Annotated in this window: 14 protein-coding genes; 1 reads left to right on the forward strand and 13 read right to left on the reverse strand. The window is 68.1% G+C overall.

Going from position 1 to position 14,716, the window contains the following annotated elements; all coding sequences use genetic code 11:
• Nucleotides 1-28 precede the first annotated feature (28 nt).
• From mmsB to hemL, 11 genes are all read right to left on the reverse strand, one after another.
• Nucleotides 29-1,315 carry a multiple monosaccharide ABC transporter permease gene (gene mmsB, locus G5C66_RS20355; RefSeq protein WP_165112758.1) on the reverse strand — a complete coding sequence of 429 codons (1,287 nt, stop codon included), beginning with the start codon at nucleotides 1,313-1,315 and terminating at the stop codon, nucleotides 29-31.
• A gap of 6 nt (nucleotides 1,316-1,321) precedes the next feature.
• Nucleotides 1,322-2,854 (reverse strand): multiple monosaccharide ABC transporter ATP-binding protein, encoded by a 1,533-nt coding sequence (gene mmsA / locus G5C66_RS20360; RefSeq protein WP_165112759.1) that lies wholly within the window; start codon nucleotides 2,852-2,854, stop codon nucleotides 1,322-1,324.
• A 76-nt stretch (nucleotides 2,855-2,930) separates the two neighbouring features.
• Complete coding sequence (gene chvE, locus G5C66_RS20365; RefSeq protein WP_338144257.1) at nucleotides 2,931-3,995, reverse strand: multiple monosaccharide ABC transporter substrate-binding protein; 1,065 nt, start codon at nucleotides 3,993-3,995, stop codon at nucleotides 2,931-2,933.
• A gap of 408 nt (nucleotides 3,996-4,403) precedes the next feature.
• Nucleotides 4,404-5,024 carry a maltokinase N-terminal cap-like domain-containing protein gene (locus G5C66_RS20370; protein ID WP_165112761.1) on the reverse strand — a complete coding sequence of 207 codons (621 nt, stop codon included), beginning with the start codon at nucleotides 5,022-5,024 and terminating at the stop codon, nucleotides 4,404-4,406.
• 17 nt (nucleotides 5,025-5,041) lie between these two features.
• Nucleotides 5,042-5,338 (reverse strand): DUF4229 domain-containing protein, encoded by a 297-nt coding sequence (locus tag G5C66_RS20375; protein ID WP_165112762.1) that lies wholly within the window; start codon nucleotides 5,336-5,338, stop codon nucleotides 5,042-5,044.
• Nucleotides 5,339-5,347: 9 nt separating this feature from the next.
• The gene (gene ccsB, locus G5C66_RS20380) at nucleotides 5,348-6,343 is read right to left on the reverse strand and encodes a c-type cytochrome biogenesis protein CcsB (protein WP_165112763.1); all 996 of its coding nucleotides are present in this window, start codon (nucleotides 6,341-6,343) and stop codon (nucleotides 5,348-5,350) included.
• A complete protein-coding gene (resB, locus tag G5C66_RS20385; protein ID WP_338144258.1) occupies nucleotides 6,336-7,925 on the reverse strand; it encodes a cytochrome c biogenesis protein ResB in 1,590 nt (529 codons plus the stop codon). Before resB ends, ccsB begins: the two co-directional genes overlap by 8 nt.
• Nucleotides 7,922-8,680 carry a cytochrome c biogenesis protein CcdA gene (locus G5C66_RS20390; protein ID WP_165112765.1) on the reverse strand — a complete coding sequence of 253 codons (759 nt, stop codon included), beginning with the start codon at nucleotides 8,678-8,680 and terminating at the stop codon, nucleotides 7,922-7,924. Before G5C66_RS20390 ends, resB begins: the two co-directional genes overlap by 4 nt.
• On the reverse strand, nucleotides 8,677-9,243 hold the full coding sequence (locus G5C66_RS20395; protein WP_165112766.1) for a redoxin family protein: 567 nt from the start codon (nucleotides 9,241-9,243) through the stop codon (nucleotides 8,677-8,679). Before G5C66_RS20395 ends, G5C66_RS20390 begins: the two co-directional genes overlap by 4 nt.
• A gap of 35 nt (nucleotides 9,244-9,278) precedes the next feature.
• Nucleotides 9,279-9,944 carry a histidine phosphatase family protein gene (locus G5C66_RS20400; RefSeq protein WP_165112767.1) on the reverse strand — a complete coding sequence of 222 codons (666 nt, stop codon included), beginning with the start codon at nucleotides 9,942-9,944 and terminating at the stop codon, nucleotides 9,279-9,281.
• Between the two features lie 11 nt (nucleotides 9,945-9,955).
• Nucleotides 9,956-11,293, reverse strand: a complete 1,338-nt coding sequence (hemL, locus tag G5C66_RS20405; protein WP_165112834.1) for a glutamate-1-semialdehyde 2,1-aminomutase — start codon at nucleotides 11,291-11,293, stop codon at nucleotides 9,956-9,958.
• A gap of 261 nt (nucleotides 11,294-11,554) precedes the next feature.
• Between hemL and G5C66_RS20410 the strand changes: the two genes are divergently transcribed.
• On the forward strand, nucleotides 11,555-12,835 hold the full coding sequence (locus G5C66_RS20410) for a lytic transglycosylase domain-containing protein (protein WP_165112768.1): 1,281 nt from the start codon (nucleotides 11,555-11,557) through the stop codon (nucleotides 12,833-12,835).
• A gap of 55 nt (nucleotides 12,836-12,890) precedes the next feature.
• On the opposite strand, the gene G5C66_RS20415 is transcribed toward G5C66_RS20410, so the two are convergent.
• Together G5C66_RS20415 and hemB are read right to left on the reverse strand one after the other, a co-directional pair.
• Complete coding sequence (locus tag G5C66_RS20415) at nucleotides 12,891-13,610, reverse strand: TetR family transcriptional regulator (protein ID WP_165112769.1); 720 nt, start codon at nucleotides 13,608-13,610, stop codon at nucleotides 12,891-12,893.
• Nucleotides 13,611-13,676: 66 nt separating this feature from the next.
• Nucleotides 13,677-14,660 (reverse strand): porphobilinogen synthase, encoded by a 984-nt coding sequence (hemB, locus tag G5C66_RS20420; protein ID WP_165112770.1) that lies wholly within the window; start codon nucleotides 14,658-14,660, stop codon nucleotides 13,677-13,679.
• Between the last annotated feature and the right edge of the window lie 56 nt (nucleotides 14,661-14,716).

Raw genomic sequence — 14,716 nt, forward strand, 5'->3', positions numbered from 1 at the left:
GTCGTGGGGTGGGGGTGAGGGGGATGGATCAGGTCTTCGGAGGATCGTTGGACTCGACGCTCAGCTCGGCCTCCATGGCCTCGATCTCCTCGGCCAGCTTGTCGGGCGGCGGAGCGCTGGGCTCGGCGGACTCGGCGCCGGCACCACCGGAGCCAGCGGTGCGGCGCTTGTTCCACACGTCGAAGGCGACGGCGAGCAGGAGCACGAGGCCCTTGATGGCCTGCTGCCAGTCGATGGAGACACCGAGCAGCGACATGCCGTTGTTGAGGACACCCATGACGAGACCACCGATGATGGCGCCGACGACGGTGCCGACACCACCGGTGACGGCGGCGCCACCGATGAAGGCGGCGGCGATCGCGTCGAGCTCGAAGTTCACGCCAGCCTTGGGGTTGGCCGCGGTCAGACGGGCGGTGGTGACGATGCCCGCCAGACCCGATAGCAGACCCATGTTCATCATGACCAGGAAGTCGACACGCTTCGTGTTGACGCCGGACATCGTGGCCGCGTCGACGTTGCCGCCGATCGCGTAGACGTGCCGGCCGAAGACGGTCCTGTTCATGATGAACGTGTAGACCACGATCAGCCCGCCGAGGATCAGGCCGACGATCGGCAGCCCGCGCGCGTCGGCGAGCAGGTAGGCGAAGTACATGATCACGATCGTCAGCAGCGCCAGCTTGACCACGAAGAGCGGGAAGGGCAGGACGTCGAAGTTGTACGCGGCCTGAGCCGCCCGGCGCCGCACCTCGAGCACGATGAGCACCGCGACGGCGACGACGGCGATGAGGATCGTCAGGTTGTGGAGCCCGGTGTCCGGCCCGACCTCCGGCAAGAACCCGTTGCCGATGTTCTTGAACTGCTCCGGGAGACCACCGACGGTCGCGCCCTTGAGCACGACCAGGGTCAGACCACGGAAGAGCAGCATCGAGGCCAGGGTGACGATGAACGCCGGGATCCCGACGTACGCGACCCAGAACCCGTGCCAGGCGCCGATCGCGGTGCCGATGAGCAGGCCGACGAAGACGGCCAGCCACCACGGGAAGTCGTACTGGGTCATCATGATCGCCGAGGCGGCGCCGACGAAGGCGGCCACGGAGCCGACCGAGAGGTCGATGTGGCGCGCCACGATCACGATCACCATGCCGATGGCCAGGATCAGGATCTGTGCGTTCTGGACGACCAGGTTGGAGACGTTGAGCGGCTTGAGCAGCACACCCTCGGTCGAGATCTGGAAGAGGATGACGATCGCCGCCAGAGCGATGATCATCCCGTACTGGCGGACGTTCCCGCGCAGCGTGTTGAGCAGGGCATTCATCGGGTGTTACTTCCTCGCGTCCGCGGTCATGTAGCGCATCAGGGACTCCTGGGTGGCCTCTGAGCGGTCGAACTCATGGGTGATCACGCCCTCGGCGAGCGTGTAGATGCGATCACACAGGCCGAGCAGCTCGGGCAGCTCGGAGGAGATCACCAGTACGCCGCGACCGCTGCGGGCGAGCTCCTGGATGATCCCGTAGATCTCGTACTTGGCGCCGACGTCGATGCCTCGGGTCGGCTCGTCGAGGATCAGCAGCTTCGGGTCGGTGTACATCCACTTGGACAGCACCACCTTCTGCTGGTTGCCGCCGGAGAGCTTGCCGACCCCGGCGGTGATCGACGGCGCCTTGATGTTGAGGTTCTTGCGGTAGCCCTCTGCGACCACGACCTCCTTGTGCTCGTCGACGACCAGCCCGCGCCGCAGCTTCTTCAGCGCCGCCGCGGTGACCGAGGTCTTGATGTCGTCGATGAGGTTGAGGCCCAGCCCCTTGCGGTCCTCCGAGACGTACGCGATGCCGGCCTCGATCGCCTGGGTGACCGTGTTGAGGTGCAGCTCCTCGCCGTCCAGCACCAGCGAGCCGGAGGTCCGGGAGCCGTAGGAGCGACCGAAGATCGATCGCGCCAGCTCCGTACGTCCCGCACCCATCATCCCGGCGATGCCGACGATCTCGCCGGCTCGCACGGACAGGTTGGCCCGGCGGATGACCTCGCGGTGGCTGTCCTGCGGGTGCATGACGGTCCAGTCGCGGATCTCGAAGAGGACGTCCCCGATGGAGGGGGTGTGGTCGGGGAAGCGGTTCTCCAGGTCACGGCCGACCATCCCGCGGATGATCCGGTCCTCGTCCACGCCGCCGGCGGCGACGGAGAGGGTCTCGATGCTCTGGCCGTCGCGGATGATGGTGATCTCGTCCGCGATCTGCTCGATCTCGTTCAGCTTGTGGCTGATCATGATCGAGGTGATCCCCTTCTCCTGGAGGCCCTTGAGCAGGGCGAGCAGGTGCTGGGAGTCGTCGTCGTTGAGGGCGGCCGTCGGCTCGTCGAGGATGAGCAGCTTGACCTCCTTCGAGAGCGCCTTGGCGATCTCGACCAGCTGCTGCTTGCCGATGCCGAGGTTCTTCACCGGGGTCAGCGGGTTCTCGCGCAGGCCGACCCGGGCGAGCAGATCGATCGCCTCGCGGTTGGCGCGGCCCCAGTCGATGATGCCGCGCTTGGCCGTCTCGTTGCCGAGGAAGATGTTCTCCGCGATCGAGAGCTCGGGGATGAGGGCGAGCTCCTGGTGGATGATCACGATGCCGGCGGCTTCGCTCTGCCGGATGTTGGCGAACTTCGCGGTCTCGCCCTCGAAGACGATGTCGCCGCTGTAGGTGCCGTGGGGGTAGACCCCGCTGAGCACCTTCATCAGGGTGCTCTTGCCGGCGCCGTTCTCACCGCAGATCGCGTGGATGTCACCGCGGTTGACGACGAGGTTGACGTCGGAGAGCGCCTTGACGCCGGGGAACTCCTTGGTGATGCCGCGCATCTCCAGGATCGGTGAGCTCATGTGGTTCCTGCTATCTGGCAAGGGGCCGGCGTGGGCCCGGTCCGGAGGGACCCGGGCCCACGCCGCGTACGGGGTGCTACTTGATCTCGTCGGCGGTGTAGTACTCGGAGTCGACGAGCACCTTGGTGACGTCGTCCTTGGTGACCACGACCGGGTCGAGGAGGTAGGACGGAACGACCTTCTTGCCGTTGTCGTAGGTCTCGGTGTCGTTGACCTCGGGCTCCTCGCCCGCACCGACGGCGACGATCATGTCGACGGTCACCTTCGCGAGCTCGCGGGTGTCCTTGAAGATCGTGGAGTACTGCTCACCGGCGTTGATCGACTTCACCGACTGCACCTCGGCGTCCTGACCGGTCACGACCGGAAGGTCGGCGGTGGTGTAGCCGTTGCCCTTGAGCGCGGCGATGATGCCGAGCGAGAGGCCGTCGTAGGGCGAGAGCACGCCCTGGACCTTCTTGGAGGCGTACGTCTTGGTGAGGATGTCCTCCATGCGCTTCTGCGCGGTGGCGGGGTCCCAGCGCAGGATCGCGGCCTGCTTGAAGTCGGTCTGGCCGGAGGGGATGACGATCTCGCCGGACTTGATCAGCGGCTCGAGCACCGACATGGCGCCGTTCCAGAAGAAGGTGGCGTTGTTGTCGTCGGGCGAACCACCGAAGAGCTCGACGTTGTAGGGGCCCTTGCCCTTGGCCTTCAGACCCTCGACCAGCGAGGTGGCCTGCTGCACGCCGACCTGGTAGTTGTCGAAGGTCGAGTAGTAGTCGACGGCCTCGGTGTCGCGGATGAGGCGGTCGTAGCTGATGATCGGGATGTCCTGCGACTCCGCGGTCTCGAGGACGTCGCCGAGCGCGGTGCCGTCGATGGCCGCGACCACCAGGACGTCGACGCCCTTGGTGACCATGTTCTCGACCTGGGAGACCTGGGTCGGGATGTCGTCCTCGGCGTACTGCAGGTCGACCTTGTAGCCCTCGGCCTCGAGCTGCTTCTTGATGTTGTTGCCGTCTGCGATCCAGCGCTCCGAGGACTTGGTCGGCATGGCCACACCGACGGTGCCCTTGTCGCCGCCCTCGCCGCCGTCGCCACCGCATGCCGCCAGGCCGAGCGCAAGCGCCGCCGCGGTGATCGTGGTGAGTACCTTGCGCACTAACCTGCTCCATTTCATCTACGGCCGCGTCGGTAGGCCCACGCGCCGCTGTCGGGGGTGCCGGAGACCGGCTGAGGGGCCGGTTCCCGGGTGAGCCGACTCACAGATGTGAACGCTCACATCGGGACAATCTGCCTCCTGACGTCCGAATGCGTCAAGTGCAGGACGAGGATGTTTCCGACTCGTGACTTACGGGAGGCCCCGTTGATCACCTCGCTCGCACAGGGGACTCACAGACAGGGCGCGAGGCCTGTTGAATCACGCCGAGTCGGCGCATCTGTCCCAGCCCGGATCGCCGAGTCGGCGCATCTGTCCCAGCCCAAGCCGACTCGACGAGCTACACCGAGACAGACACGCCGACTCGACGCCTACCAACGAGACAGACACGCCGACTCGGCGTCTGTGGGATCAGCGGTGACGTACGCCGACCAGCGAGCCGGAACCGCCCGGCCACGTCACCCGGATCGACTCCGTGCCGTCCGCGTCGGAGCCGTCGACGACGCGCTTCACGACGACCACGAAGCTGCCGACGTCGACGCGCGACTCGACACCGTGGGAGCGGATCGTGACACCGTCGAAGTGCGGCACCGCGTTGCGGGCCCACGAGCCGGTGCCGGCGGCGGTCACGACCGTCTCGCGGCGCTCGACCAGGCGGCCGCGGTCGTAGACGTCCATCGGCTCCTGGGTCGCGCCGGTGAGCGCGGCCGACAGCAGCGCCCGGACGGCCACCGGGTCGGCGCAGGCGTCGTAGACGTAGCGCGTCCCCAGCGTCGAGTGCTCGCTGGTCGCCATCAGGAAGTCCTCGGCGCCGTCGAGGGGCGCCTCCCGGTAGGAGACCGGGAGGTGGACGACCGATTCGCCGACCTCGAGGAGCACGCACTCGATCCCGACCTTCCCGGCCGGGTCGTCGAACCGGTAAGAGCCGATCGTGTCGGTCAGCTCACCCGGCGACCAGGCCTGAGTGGCGAGCCAGGCGCCGAAGATCTCTTTCTTCGTCGGGGTGAGGGTGGCCTTGTGAACGATCGACATGACCGTTGCTTACCAGGTCAGGACACCTTGTGGCTATCGCCTTCGCCGTTGGACGCGGTGTCGATCTCGGCGTCCTCCTTGGCACGGGCGGCCTCGACCGCCTTCGCAGCCCGGGCCTCGACCTTCTCGGCGAAGGCCCGCCGCTGCGGGTCGAGCACGAAGAAGGACAGCACGCCGCTGATCACGAACGCCAGGATCACGGCGAAGAACAGGTTGACCTCGCCCGCGACCAGCGACCAGATGCCCGCCACGATGCCGAAGGTGGCGAGCAGCGACAGCAGTCGCAGGCCGGTGTAGATCCAGAACTCTTTCATGGGGATTCCCTATCGGGTGGTCTCGACGAGCTCGGCCGTCGGAGCAGCCGGCGCAGCGTACGAATGCTGCGAGGTCGAGGAGAAGTAGTTGATGCCGATGAAGTTGAACCACAGCGTGGCCAGGCCGATCAGCGCCACGATCGCCGCCTTCTTGCCCTTCCAGCCGGCGGTCGCCCGCGCGTGCAGGTAGCCCGCGTAGACGACCCAGGTGATGAACGCCCAGACCTCCTTGGGGTCCCAGTTCCAGTAGGAGCCCCAGGCCTCGTGGGCCCAGATCGGACCGGAGATCAGCACCCCGAAGGTCCACACCGGGAACGCGAAGGCGTGGATCCGGTAGGAGACCCGGTCGAGCGCGTCCAGCTCCGGCACCCGCGCGAGCAGGGCGGAGTCGGGGAAGCGCGACTTGAGCAGGTACGCCACCGCGGCGATGCCGCCGAGCGTGAACCCGCCGGTGGCGATGATGGCGGCGATGACGTGGATGACGAGCCAGTAGGAGTTGAGCGCCTCGGTCAGCGGCGCGACCGGCTCGTAGAGGCCGACGACGGCCAGCATGAGCACCACGACGGTGAACCCGAGCACCCACGGCGCCATCCAGGCCAGCTTCAGGCGCCGGTGCAGGACGACGTAGGCAGCGGCCACCACGAACGAGCCCGAGATGGTGAACTCGTACATGTTGCCCCACGGCACCCGGTTGGGGTCGGCGGCCATCCCGCGGGCGACCAGCGCGACCAGGTGACAGACCACTGCGAGACCGGTCAGCAGCAGGCTGAGGCGTCCGAAGAGGGCGGCCCGCTGCTCGCGTACGGCATCGGCGGGGTTCGGCTCGGCCTCGGTCTCGTCCACCGGGGCGCCGGCACCGACGAGCTCCTTCGCAGCGACCGCGGAGCGGGCACGCGACTGCCAGGCCGACCACTCGACCAGCGCGCAGAGCAGCGCCAGGAAGTAGACGACCCCGGCGGCCGTGATGGCCTGGTTGCTGAGTACGCCCCAGGTGTGGTCAGACATCCTTATCCTCCTGTGTTCGCGCGCCTCGTAGGGCCTCGACGAGACCGGTGACTACAGCTGCGGTGTCTCCACCGCCGGAGCGGTCGAGGGCGGCGATCTCGACCAGTGTGCCCCCGTCGACCCGGCGGGCGCGAACCCACACCCGTCGCGGGCGGATGAAGAGCGAGCCGAGCAACCCCACCAGGGCCAGCGATACGCCGAGGAGCGCCCATTCCTTGCCGGGCGACTTGGAGATCTGGACCCGGTTCCACTGCTGGACGTCGTCGAAAGAGATCGAGCCCAGTCCGTCGGGCAGCTCGACCGTCTGCCCCAGCCGCAGGTTGAACGCCTTCCCGGACTCGTCCGGGGACATCATGTTGGCCTTCGAGGTGTCGAGCGCGTAGACCGACTGCGGCCCGGCGTCGAGATTGAGGTCGCCTCGGAAGCCCTGCAGCGAGAGCATCGCGTGGGAGCCGTCGCCGATGTCGCCCATCAGGTTGACCGGCTCGCCGTCGACCGTGCCCTCGAACGGGTAGAACAGCCCCTGGAAACCGAGCTCCTCGGGCGAGGCGTACGGCGCCTTGACAACGCCGAAGGAGAGCAGGTTCTGGCTCTGCGGGAGGAAGATCGTCGGGCCGGAGTAGGCCACGTTGCCCTCGCCGTCGCGCACCGTGATCACCGGTGCGTAGCCGTGGGCGAGCAGGAAGACGTCGGTGCCTCCGATGGTCAGCGGGTGGTTGACCTTGAGGTCATACCGCTTCTCCTCGCTCCCACCCTCCGTGTAGCGGATCTTGGACTCGAACCCGCGCGCCGTTCCCGCTCCAGCCCCGGTGGTCAGCCACTCGGCGGAGAAGTCGTCGATCTTGAAGGTGAAGTCGTCGAGGTCCTCGGGGGCGAAGAGCGAGCCGGGCTTGAAGTCGTCGTACTGCGAGAGCTCGTTGGCGAAGCCGTACTCCTCCCCCACCAGCACGATCACGCCGCCCTTGTAGCCGAACAGGCTGCCGAACGCGAACGCCACCAGCACGATGATCAGCGACATGTGGAAGACCAGGTTGCCGGCCTCGCGCAGGTAGCCCTTCTCGGCGCTCACCGACTCGCCGTCGCCCTCCTTCCGCAGCCGATAGCCACGAAGGGTCTTGCGCGCGGCGGCGAGCACCTCCTCCGGCTCCTCGTCGGTGACGTACGTCGCGGAGTCGGGCAGCCGGGTCAGGTTGGCTGGAGTCGCCGGCGGCTGCGCGCGCATGGCCTTCGCGTAGACCAGGCAGCGCGGGATGATGCAGCCGACCAGCGAGACCATCAGCAGCAGGTAGATCGCGGCGAACCAGGGCGTCGAGTAGACGTTGAAGAGGCCGAGCTTCTCGTAGATCGGCGTCAGCGTCGTGTGCGCCTCGCGCCACTGGTCGGCCTTCAGCGAGTCGACCCCGTCCTGCGGGATCAGCGACCCCGGGACGGCCGCGAGCGCGAGCAGCAGGAGCAGGATCAGCGCGGTGCGCATCGAGGTCAGCTGGCGCCAGCCCCAGCGCGCCAGCTCGCGGGCGTTCAGCTCGCCGGCGCGGCGCTCGTCGGACTGCTTCTTGCGGTCAGGGGCGGAGGTGGTGCTCACAGCGCGATGCCCTCCCAACGCTGGACGACCTGGACCTGCAGCCACTGCATGCCGTTGTCCCACCAACCGGTGAGCATGGCGACGCCGATCAGGATCATCACGACACCGCCGATGATCGTGATCGCGCGGCTGTGGCGGCGGAACCAGCTCAGCGCGACGGTGGCCTTGCGCCACATCACCGCGACGAGGACGAACGGGATGCCGAGGCCCAGCGCGTAGACCGCGAGCAGCAGGCCGCCGCGGGCGGCGGTGCCCTGGTCCCAGGCGAGCCCGGCGATGACACCGAGCGTCGGCCCGGTGCACGGGGTCCAGGCGAGCCCGAAGAGGAAGCCGAGCAGCGGGGCGGCGGCCAGGCCGACCGCTGGCACCTTGTGGAACTTCAGGTCGCGCTGCAGCAGCGGGATGAAGCCCATGAACGCGATCCCCATGACGATCGAGAGGACGCCGAGGACCTTGGTGCCGGTCTGCTGGAACTCGAGCAGCTTGTAGGCGATCCCGCCGACGGTGATGCCCATCAGGACGAAGACCACCGAGAACCCGGCAACGAACAGCAGGGCGCCCGCGAGCATGCGGCCGCGGCGTACGTCACCGGAGGCGAGGTCGGCGCCGGACAGGCCCGTGGCGTAGGAGAGGTAGCCGGGGAGCATCGGCAGCGTGCACGGCGAGATGAACGAGAGGAACCCGGCCAGCAGCGCGATCGGGACCGCCAGCAGCAGCGACCCGCCCCCGGCGGTGCTCGCGAACCAATCCGTCACGACGACGCCCCTGCCGAGGTGATGAGCTCGTCGAGCGTACGCGCCGAGGGGATCTCGCCGCGGATGAGCGCAGCCACGCGCCCCTCGGCGTCGAGGATCGCGGTGGCCGGGATGGCGCGAGGCGCCAGCGAGCCCTTCAGCGCGAGGACCGCGGCGCCGTCGGGCGAGTAGACCGACGGGTACTCGACGCCGTAGTGACGCTCGAACGCCAGCCCCTGGGCGGCCGAGGCGTCGCGGGTGTTGAGCCCCACGAAGGCGACCTCGTCGCCGAGCTCCTCGTAGGCCGCCTGGAGCATCGGCATCTCCTTGCGGCACGGCGCACAGCCGGTCCACCACACGTTGAGCACGGTGACCTTGCCACGGGTGTCGGCGAGGTCGAACGGCTTGCCGTCGAGGGTCTCGCCGGTCAGCTCGACCGGCTCGCCGCGATCGGCGACCGGGATCTCCTGGGTGCGGCCGTCACCGGAGATGTAGCCGGCCTCGTTGGTGCCGTTCTGCCCGCACGCGGCCAGCAGCCCCACCATCACCACCGTGAGGACGAGGCCACCTAACTTCTTACGCACGGGCAGGACTCTTCCTGACAAACCTGAGAGCCCGGTTAATCTTCGTCCATGTCGCCGGCCGAGAACGGCGCGTACTTGTCCTTCGCAGGCAGCATGTCGCCCGCGGGCTCACCGTAGGAGAGCGCGACGAACTCGTCGTCGACGAAGTGCAGCGAGGTCAGCGAGCACAGCGCGCACTGGCGGCGGCGCGGGTCGTGCAGGAAGCTGCGGCCCTCGATGTGCAGCCGGGTGGTCCAGATCGGCAGCTGGTGGGAGACGATGACCGCCTCGTGGCCGCGCGCGAGATCCCGGGCGTCGTGGATCGCAGACATCATCCTGGACACGATCTCCAGGTAGGGCTCGCCCCAGGACGGCTTGAACGGGTTGAGCAGCTTCGGCCAGACCTTGGGGTCCTTCAGCGGCCCCAAGCCGTCCTTGAAGCTCTTGCCGACGAAGAGGTTCTCCGACTCGAGCACTCGCTCGTCGAGCGAGATGTCGACGCCGAGCGCCTTGGCCAGGGGCCCCGCGGTCTGCCGCGCGCGCTCGAGCGGGCTCGAGATGACGTGGGTGATGTCCTGCCCACCGATGCGGTCGGCGACCCGCTCGGCCATCTGCAGCCCGAGCTCGGAGAGGTTGAACCCGGGACGGCGCCCGTAGAGGATGCCCTCCGGGTTGTGCACCTCGCCATGACGCAGCAGGTGAACCGTGGTCTCGATACTCATTCCTTCACCTTTCAAAGCACCTTTGCAGCAGCCTCGGCGGCGTATGGGAGCGCCTCCGTGATCCGAGAGAGCGCCCGCTCGTCGTGAGCGGAGGACAGGAACCAGGCCTCGTAGGCGCTCGGCGGCAGATAGACACCCTGATCGAGCATCGCATGGAAGAAGGCCTTGTACGCCGCCTCGTCGGTCGTCTTGGCCTCGTCGAAGTTGCGCACCGGCCTGTCGGTGAAGAAGACCGAGAACATCGTGCCGGTGGACTGGATGACGTGCGGGAGACCGACCTTGGTGAAGCTCTCCACGATCGCCTCCTTCACCGTCTCGGCGGCCTTGCCGATGTGGTCGTAGACCTCGTCGGTCGCCAGCCTGAGCGTCGTGAGGCCGGCCGTGGTCGCGACCGGGTTCCCGGAGAGCGTGCCGGCCTGGTAGACCGGCCCGTCGGGGCTGAGCGAGCCCATCACGTCGGCGCGGCCGCCGAAGGCCGCCGCCGGGAAGCCGCCGCCCATGACCTTGCCGAAGGTGACCAGGTCGGGCGTCCAGCCCTCGTGCTTGCCGTCGATCCCCCACTGACCCTGCTTGCTGGCCCGGAACCCGGTCATCACCTCGTCGGAGATGAACAGGGCGCCGTTGTCCTTGCAGGTCTCGCTCAGGAACTGGTTGAAGCCCGGCTCCGGCGGCACGACGCCCATGTTGCCCGGCGAGGCCTCGGTGATCAGGCAGGCCACCCGGCCCTGATAGGTCTCGAAGGCAGCGGTCACCGCGGCACGGTCGTTGTAGGGCAGCACGACGGTGAGCTCGGTGCTGCTCTCGGGGACGCCCGGGGTGCCGGGGATGGCGTGGGTGACCAGCCCGGAGCCCGCGCTCGCCAGGAGGGAGTCCACGTGGCCGTGGTAGTTGCCGGCGAACTTGAGGATCACGTCGCGGCCGGTGAACCCTCGCGCCAGCCGGATCGCGCTCATCGTCGCCTCGGTGCCGCTGCTGACGAACCGCACCTTCTCGACCGGCGCCCGCTCCACGATCGCCTCGGCGAGCTCGACCTCGGGCGTCGTCGGGGTGCCGTAGGAGGTGCCGCGCGTGACCGCCTCCAGGACCGCCGCCTGGACCTCGGGATGGGCATGGCCCAGCAGCATCGGGCCCCAGGAGCAGATCAGGTCGACGTACTCGTTCCCGTCGACGTCGGTCAACCACGCTCCCTTCGCCTCCCGGATGAAGCGGGGCGTGCCGCCGACCGCGTTGAAGGCGCGCACGGGCGAGTTCACGCCGCCCGGCGTCACGGCCTTCGCGCGGGCGAAGAGAGCTTCGGAGGCCGCTGCGGACAGGGGTGCGATGTCGTGAGGCACCGGCTCATTCTTCATCAACGCCACGCACAATCCCATTCCAGGCCGCATCCCACCGCACACGTTTCCACGGAATCGGGTTACCGATGCGTACGAATTTCGATGTTCTACGTCACGACCGGCCGTAACCTGCGTCTCATCGGCGTCTCGTTAACTGGAACGCAATGTGCCAGTAAAACGTGACGTGCGTAACTTTGACGTGAGACGGTTCGTTGAGAACCTTGCATTTGGGGAGCAAGACCCGGGACCTTCGACCCTGGGGATTGAGAGGGAGATTCGATGTCCGCATCGCGCTACAACCGCCTTCAGAAGGCGACCGCGCTCGTTCCGCTCGCGCTGCTGAGCGCGGCCTGGACGGTCAACGTCACCGGTCTGACGCAGTCGAGTGCCACCGCATCAGGGACCACCAGCTACGACGACGCCTTCAGCCTGCCCGACGGGACCTCGGTTCCGTCCGAGGCGATCCAGGCGCCGGCCAGCGTGTCGGCCTCGACCAACCAGGGCGACAAGTCGCTCCCCGGCACGGCCAGCGCGGCCGGCATCCCGTCCGCCGCGCTCGCTGCCTACCAGCGTGCGGCGACGGTCATCAACGCCGCCGACGCGGCCTGCAAGATCGACTGGCCGCTGATCGCCGCGATCGGCCGGGTCGAGTCCAACCACGGTCGCGCCAACGACAACCGTCTCACCGCCGAGGGCGTCTCCACCCCCGGCATCTTCGGGGTGCCCCTCAACGGCAAGGGCAACGTCTCCCAGATCAACGACACCGACGGCGGCCAGTACGACGGCGACACCACCTACGACCGCGCGATCGGGCCGATGCAGTTCATCCCGTCCACCTGGGCGATGGTCGGTGTCGATGCCGACGGTGACGGCAAGCGCAACCCTCAGGACATCAACGACGCCGCCCTCGCCTCCGCGGTCTACCTCTGCTCCGGCGACGACGACCTCTCCACCGACCAGGGCGCGCGGGCCGCGGTCTACCGCTACAACCACAGCCAGTCGTACGTCACGACGGTGCTCGGCATCGCCGAGGCCTACCGCTCCGGCGAGTTCACCTCGATCCCGAACAGCACGGTCCCGGTCGACTACGCGATCCCGCGGATGGAAGCTCCCAAGACGTCGAAGCAGAAGGACCGCGAGTTCCGGGCCGGCGGCCCGAAGGCCGGCCCGCGCGGCAGCGCTTCCCAGTCTCCGTCCTCGCCGTCCAGCGAGGCGCCCTCCGGGGAGACGCCCGGCGGGAGCACCGGTGGTGGCGGCACGGGCGGCGGTGGCACCGGCGGCGGCAGCACCGGCGGGTCTGCGGAGGCGGTGACCGAGCCGCTGAAGGAGACGGTCGAGACGGTCGTCGCTACGCCTTCCCAGATTCTTTCCGCCTGCCAGCGTGAGTTGGCGAAGTACCCGCTCCTCAACGCGAGCCAGTCGGGCCAGGCGTTGAACCAGTGCGTGAACGCGATGGCCGGAAAGACGCTCGAGCAGGTCAACGCAACCGTCAGCAACGTGCTCACGCTCATCCTCAAGGGCATCCTCGGCAGCCTGTTCGGTGCGCTCACCGGCAACTGATCCGACGCACGAAGGGCCCCGCCGACCGGCGGGGCCCTTCGCATGTCTGGGGCGCTCAGGCGGCGGGCTCGTCGTCCTCGTACTCGGTGACGAAGTCGCGGCCGGCCTCGCGGACGGCAGCCAGGGAGGACGCGTCGGTCAGCAGGGAGCTGAGGTGGTAGTCGGCGACCGACTGGGCCAGGGCGTCGGAGCTCTCCGAGGCCTTCTCCTCGTCGCGGCGGCCGTGCCACAGCCGGTGCTGGGCGCCCTCGTTGAGCGAGAGCAGCATCAGGGCGGTGGCGGCGGGGTCGGTCTGGCGCAGCTCACCGCTGTCGACGCCGAGCTCCAGGAGCCGGGCGGCCGCGTCGCGCAGCTTGTCGCCGTCCTCCTCGAAGCCTGCGAAGACCTGCGGCTGCGCCAGCGCGGCGACCTCGAGCTCGTAGAAGTCGAGCGGGGCGGTGCACAGCTGGCGGACGTCGGTGTAGAGGAAGGCGTAGAGCCGCGGAGCGACCGGTCCGTCCTCCTCGAGAAGCTTCTCGGCGAGCGTCAGCGACTCGCGGTTCTTCTCCATCAAGGCGGAGAGGATCTCCTCCTTGGACTTGTAGTAGTAGTACATCGAGGACTGGCGCAGTCCGACGCACTCGGCGATCTGACTGATCGTCGTCGCCGCGACCCCTTGAGCGGTGAAAAGCCTGGACGCCTCTTTGAGGATCTCTTCCCGCGGATTCGCCGAATCACGTCCACTGTTGCGTGGCCGGCCGGTGCGCTTCGGGCTGCCCAACTCTCGATTGGTCACGGTCGCGAGTCTACTCTCAGGATATGTTCCACGTCACAGAGCTGCTCGGCTGGTGAGGCGAGTACGTCAGCCTCGCAGCCAGCCGGCCGCTTCGGTGGCCCAGTAGGTCAGAATGACGTCCGCGCCCGCCCTCTTGAAGGCGGTGAGTGTCTCCAGGATCGCCGGTTCGCGGTCGATCCAGCCGTTCGCAGCGGCGGCTTCCAACATCGCGTACTCCCCCGAGATGTTGTAGGCAGCCACGGGAACATCGACAGACTCACGCACTCGCTGCAGGACGTCGAGATACGGGAGCCCGGGCTTGACCATCACGATATCGGCGCCCTCGGCCACGTCAAGGAGCGCCTCGCGGACACCCTCCAGCGCATTGGCCGGATCCTGCTGGTAGGTGCGCCGGTCGCCCTGGAGCGCGGAGTTGACCGCCTCGCGGAACGGCCCGAAGAAGGCGGAGGCGTACTTCGCGGAGTAGGCGAGGATCGAGACGTCGGTGTGGCCGGCGCTGTCGAGGGCGTCGCGGGTGACCGCGACCTGGCCGTCCATCATCCCGGACGGGCCGACCATGTCGACGCCGGCCTCGGCGTGCGCGATGGCCATCTGGGCGTAGATCTCGAGCGTGGCGTCGTTGTCGACGGAGCCGTCCTCGGTCAGGACGCCGCAGTGACCGTGGTCGGTGAACTCGTCGAGGCACAGGTCGCTCATCACGGTGAGGGAGTCGCCGACCTCGGAGACGACATCGGCGATGGCCACGTTGAGGATGCCCTCGGGGTCCAGCGCGCCCGAGCCGACCGCGTCCTTCTTCTCCGGTACGCCGAACAGCATGATCCCGCCGATGCCTGCAGCAGCCGCCTCGGCCGCCGCCTTGCGCAGCGACTCACGACTGTGCTGGACCACGCCCGGCATGCTCGAGATCGGGACGGGCTCGCTGATCCCCTCGCGCACGAACGCGGGCAGGACCAGGTTGGCGGGACGTACGGCCGTCTCGGCGACCATCCGGCGCAGGATCGGCGTGCGCCGCAGGCGCCGGGGACGGATCACGGGCTTCTCGATGTTCATCAGATCTCCAGAGTACGCCGCCGGTCGAGCCCGCGAGCGCCAGCGAGCGGTGTCGA

It is taken from the genome of Nocardioides turkmenicus (assembly GCF_011045035.1).
Taxonomy (GTDB): domain Bacteria; phylum Actinomycetota; class Actinomycetes; order Propionibacteriales; family Nocardioidaceae; genus Nocardioides; species Nocardioides turkmenicus.